This window comes from Paenibacillus sp. EKM212P (assembly GCF_011066115.1).
Classification (GTDB): domain Bacteria; phylum Bacillota; class Bacilli; order Paenibacillales; family Paenibacillaceae; genus Paenibacillus; species Paenibacillus polymyxa_B.
In genome coordinates this window covers 1-1,068 of sequence record NZ_JAAMNR010000039.1, presented here as the reverse complement: position 1 = coordinate 1,068, position 1,068 = coordinate 1, and the positions used below count along the sequence as shown (strand labels likewise).

Annotated in this window: 1 protein-coding gene; it reads right to left on the bottom strand. The window is 55.0% G+C overall.

Translation table 11 applies throughout. The features are described from left to right. A partial coding sequence (locus G9G54_RS24790) for an amino acid adenylation domain-containing protein (protein ID WP_165179940.1) occupies window positions 1-1,068 on the bottom strand: 1,068 nt, incomplete at both ends.

Genomic DNA, 1,068 nt, shown 5'->3' with positions numbered 1-1,068 from the left:
CTCGATCCGGTAGCCCCGGATTTTCACCTGATGGTCGATCCGGCCCAAATATTCGATGTTGCCGTCCGGCATCCATCTCGCCAAGTCCCCCGTACGGTACATTCGTTCATACCCTGCTTCACCAGCCGCAAACAGATTTGGTATAAATTTCTCCGCCGTCAGCTCTGGGCGATCCAGATAACCACGGGCTAGACCCGGACCAGACACGCACAGTTCACCCGCTACGCCTACCGGAGCCAAATGTCCATGCACATCCACCATGTATACCCGATGATTCGGCACAGGGCGTCCGATGGAAATGAGTTGTCCCGCTCTCTCATCCTCGGATACCGGCCAGATCGACGTCGCCACCGAGTTTTCGGTTGGACCGTAGCCGTTGTAGTACGCCACCTGATCCTTCCACTTGTATACCAGTTCTGTGGAAGATGCTGAACCCGCAGTGAACAGAACACGCAGGTATGGCATCCGCTGTGGCTCCAGATACACCGCATAGGTCGGCGGCAAAGCAGCCACGGTGATTTGGTGATCCGCCATATATTGCTCAAACCGCTCGTAATTCAAAATCGTCTCTGTCGTTGGCACATACAACGTGGCTCCGCAGAACAGCGCCTGGAAGATTTCCCAGCAAGCCGCATCAAACGAATAGCTGGCGAACAGCAACGCATGATCCGACGTGCTCATCCGAAGCGTCTGATCAAAATACGTTTTCAGATTGCATAGACCGTGATGCTCCACCATAACACCCTTCGGCTGCCCCGTCGTACCCGACGTATAAATGACATACGCCAGATCGTTCGGACCAGACCATGGCTCCAAATTGGAATCATCCTCGTGGTACACCGTTTGCTCCCCATCCAACACCAGCACATGACCGTCGATAGCGGCTTTGTCCACCAGATGGCTTTGCGTCAACAGCAGCTTCGCACCCGAGTCGTCCAGCATGTAGCGGATACGCTCCTCTGGATACGTCGGATCGATGGGGACATATGCACCCCCGGCTTTTAAAATCCCAAAGATCCCCACGATCATGTCCACCGAGCGCTCGGTCATCAGACCCACCAGACGATC